This is a genomic window from Streptomyces sp. NPDC020362, assembly GCF_040642095.1.
Lineage (GTDB): Bacteria > Actinomycetota > Actinomycetes > Streptomycetales > Streptomycetaceae > Streptomyces.
This window is the reverse complement of sequence record NZ_JBFAET010000397.1, coordinates 1-3,486: the sequence shown is the minus strand read 5'-3', so window position 1 is coordinate 3,486 and position 3,486 is coordinate 1. Positions and strand designations below refer to the sequence as shown.

Annotated in this window: 4 protein-coding genes; 3 read left to right on the top strand and 1 reads right to left on the bottom strand. The window is 70.1% G+C overall.

Annotation, left to right across the window (positions count from 1 at the left end; translation table 11 throughout):
* Window positions 1-116, top strand: a 116-nt coding sequence (locus AB0H32_RS47445) for an adenosylhomocysteinase (protein ID WP_361135685.1), incomplete at its 5' end; no start/stop codon positions are given.
* Between the two features lie 157 nt (window positions 117-273).
* Window positions 274-888 carry a hypothetical protein gene (locus tag AB0H32_RS47440; protein WP_361135682.1) on the top strand — a complete coding sequence of 205 codons (615 nt, stop codon included), beginning with the start codon at window positions 274-276 and terminating at the stop codon, window positions 886-888.
* An 82-nt stretch (window positions 889-970) separates the two neighbouring features.
* On the opposite strand, the gene AB0H32_RS47435 is transcribed toward AB0H32_RS47440, so the two are convergent.
* Complete coding sequence (locus AB0H32_RS47435) at window positions 971-1,993, bottom strand: RDD family protein (RefSeq protein ID WP_361135679.1); 1,023 nt, start codon at window positions 1,991-1,993, stop codon at window positions 971-973.
* A 140-nt stretch (window positions 1,994-2,133) separates the two neighbouring features.
* Here AB0H32_RS47435 and AB0H32_RS47430 point away from each other — a divergent pair, with 140 nt between their 5' ends.
* The gene (locus tag AB0H32_RS47430; RefSeq protein ID WP_361135676.1) at window positions 2,134-3,141 is read left to right on the top strand and encodes a stage II sporulation protein M; all 1,008 of its coding nucleotides are present in this window, start codon (window positions 2,134-2,136) and stop codon (window positions 3,139-3,141) included.
* The last annotated feature ends 345 nt before the right edge of the window (window positions 3,142-3,486 follow it).

The window sequence follows — 3,486 nt, the reverse complement described above, 5'->3', positions numbered from 1 at the left end:
CCCGCCTCCACCTGGACTCGCTCGGCGTGAAGCTCACCGAGCTGCGCCCCGAGCAGGCCGCGTACATCGGCGTGGAGGTCGAGGGCCCGTACAAGTCGGACCACTACCGCTACTGAGTCCGTAGCCCCGCCCGCCGGGCGAGCGCGCCGGTGCACCGCCGCGCTCCCCGGCAGCAGGTCCGCAGATCCTCCGAGGCAGGCCCCCGCACCCCCGTGCCGGGGGCCTGCTTCTTTGGTCTGTGGCCGGACCAGCCCCTCAAAACCCAGGACCCCCATGCCCCGCGGCCGTTATTCGCTCCACGATCCGCACGATCACACCCCCCTCGCACAAGAGCACTTCCAGTGCGCCCCCGGTCCCTCCGGCTGGCGCTACGTCTCCCGGCTGACCACCCCCGCGGGCGACCACCGGGGCTCGGTCGACCTGGCCCTGGACGACCTCGGCCGCCCCATCCGCCTCGAACTCCACGCGGGAGGCTGGCAGGTGCGCGGCGCCGCGCTCGACGGCGTCACCTGGGTCCGCACCGACCCCACCGGCGTTCACGCCACCGAAGGCAATGTGCGCGCCCACGCCTTCACCGGCACGTCCCCCGCGTTCCTCGTCGCCACCGCCCGTCTCCTGCGCCTCACCCCCTCCTCTTCCGCGACCCGCGTGCGCCTCGTGGCCTTCACGGACCCGGTCCTCGCCCCGCGCACCCTGGACCAGTCCTGGGCCTTGGTGAAGAGCGAATCACACGCCACTGACAACGGCCCTCTGGCCGTGGACGAATACCAGGTCACAGCCCTGGACACGGGGGAGCAGCACGCCGTCCACATCGCCGGTGACGTGGTCCTCGCCGCGCCCGGAATCGAGCTGGAGGACCTTCAGTCACCGCCGTCGAGATTCGACTGACCCGGCCAACCGACCCGGCCAACCGACACGACACAACCGACTCGGGAGAACCGATCCGGCAGGGAGGGCAGCGGAACGGGGCCTATGCCGGCGGCGCGAATCCGGTGGCCCCCGATCCGGAGCCGGGACCCGATCCGGAGCCGGGACCCGAACCGGAACCGGTGGGCGGACGGTGGGACGGCGTGCCTCCCGGCTGTGGCGGCGCGGCCTGCACGACCGGAGCCTGAGGCTGGGGAGCGGCCGGGACCTGGGGCTGCCCCTGGGCCTGCGCATGGGGCTGGTCGGGTTGAGCAGGGCTCTGGGGCCGGCCAGGAGCCGGGGGGTGGTAGCCGGGAGGTGCGCCCTGCGGCACACCCGCACCCCTGAAGGCCTGCCGGGCATCGCGAGCCTGTCGTTCGTGCACCACGGCCGCCAGGAACGCGGCCGGGTGCACTCCCTGCGGCGCCGGCGCCCCCGTGCGAGCCGTGAGGTCCGCCGCGAGCCGCTGCGCCATGTCCGAGGAAACCTGGGGATCAAGCTGCTGCATCCGTGTCAGGTACTGGCGGACCGCAAGCCACAGCCAGTCCGGCACAGCCGAAAGATCCAGGTCGGCGAACCGTCCCGCGAGCCACGGCGGCGGAGGCGGAACGAACCCGGCCTGCCCGACAGGTATCCGCTCGCGCACGACGAGGGTGCCCGCGAAGACGTCCCCGAGCCGACGCCCACGCGCCGACACCAGCGAGGCGATGCAGGCCACCACCCCGAACGTCATCAGGATCTCGACCATGCCGATCGCACCCCGTACCAGGGCGTGCCGGAACCGGATGGGTCCGCCGTCGTCCCGTACCACACGCAGCCCGAGCGCCAGCTTCCCCAGCGAGCGCCCATGGCTGAGCGTCTCCACGGCGATCGGCCCGCCGACGAGCACCAACAGAAAAGTGGCGATCGACAGGGCGGTCTGCGCGGCGTCGTCCAAGGACGAGGTCGCCGCCGCCAGCGCGACGCTCACGCCGATGTACACGACCATGGTCGCGATCAGATCGAGCAGAATCGCCAAAGTCCTGCTCGGCAGCTTGGCCGGCCGCAGTTCGAGCGCCACCGCCTCGCCTGTCACCAGCTCACTCACGCCCGCCGTCCTTCCCCTGGTCTGCCCTGTGAACCGCAAGTCTGCCAAGCTGAGGGCGCATCTCGCCGCAGTACGACAAGCTGACAGCATCACGAGCATCCACGAGAAGTGGACGACCAGTCGAGGAGCAGGCAGACCCAATGGACTTGGACGTCTTCGTCTCCGCACACCGAGCCGAATGGGACCGCCTCGACGTCCTGCTCCGCCGCCAGCGCCGCCTCAACGGCGCAGAGGCCGACGAACTCGTCGCGCTGTACCAGCGCACTGCCACCCACCTCTCGCTCATCCAGTCCAGCGCGCCCGACCCGCAACTGACAGGTCGGCTCAGCCAGCTGGTGGCACGCGCGCGTAGCGCCGTCACCGGCACTCGCCGCGCCTCATGGCGCGACGTCACCCGGTTCCTCGGGCAGGGCTTCCCCGCCGCGGTCTACCGTGCGCGCCACTGGTGGGTACCCACGGCACTGATCTCCACCGCCATCGGGATCCTCCTGGGCTGGTGGATAGGCACGCACCCCGAGGTGCAGTCGACCATCGCGGCCCCCAGCCAGCTGCGCGAGCTGACCCGGCCCGGCGGCGAGTACGAGACCTATTACTCGAGCCACCCCGCGGCCTCCTTCGCCGCCCAGGTATGGACAAACAATGCCGAGGCTGCAGCGATGTGCCTGGTCCTGGGTGTCTTCCTGGGCCTGCCCGTCCTCTGGATCCTCTTCGAGAACATGCTCAACCTGGGTGTCGGGTTCGGCCTGATGTCCTCCGCCGGCCGCCTCGACACGTTCCTCGGCCTGGTCCTCCCGCACGGTCTGCTCGAGCTGACCGCGGTCTTCGTCGCCGCCGGCACCGGCCTCCGCCTCGGCTGGACACTCATCGACCCCGGTCCGCGCAGCCGCCGCGCCGCGCTCGCCGAAGAGGGCCGGGCCGCTGTGGGCATGGCGATCGGCCTTGCCCTGGTCCTGTTCGTCTCCGGCGCCATCGAAGGCTTCGTCACTCCGTCCGGCCTGCCCACCTGGGCCCGTATCGGGATCGGGGTCGTGGCCGAGCTGGCATTCCTGGCGTACGTCTACGTCCTCGGCGGTCGCGCGGTACGAGCCGGCGAGACGGGCGACCTGGAAGCGGCCGAGCGCAGCGCGACCGTACCTACGGCCGCCTGATGTGCGTCCAGCCCCTGTGACCTGCTAGTCTCCTCTTCGCCCCGCAAAACCCGTTGACACGGGCGGAGTGGGGAGGTAGATTCAATGAGTTGCCTAGAACTGGACAAGTTCGGGGCTGATCGCTAGAATCGACCTGCTCCCCAAGAAGTCGCGAATGCGATTCGGAGGAGCACCCCGATTACTCAGAAATGAGCGGCCGGTCTGACCGGCCAAAAACTTCTGATAAAGTCGGAACCGCCGGAAAGGAAACCGCGAGAGCGGGAACCTGGAAAGCACCGAGGAAATCGGATCGAGAAAAGATCTGATAGAGTCGGAAACACCGAAGGGAAGCCCGGAGGAAAGCCC

What these genes read in the sequence shown, in the direction of transcription:
- AB0H32_RS47440 (WP_361135682.1), top strand. Translation starts at nt 274, where the DNA reads ATGCCCCGCGGCCGTTATTCGCTCCACGATCCGCACGATCACACCCCC.
- AB0H32_RS47430 (WP_361135676.1), top strand. Translation starts at nt 2,134, where the DNA reads ATGGACTTGGACGTCTTCGTCTCCGCACACCGAGCCGAATGGGACCGC.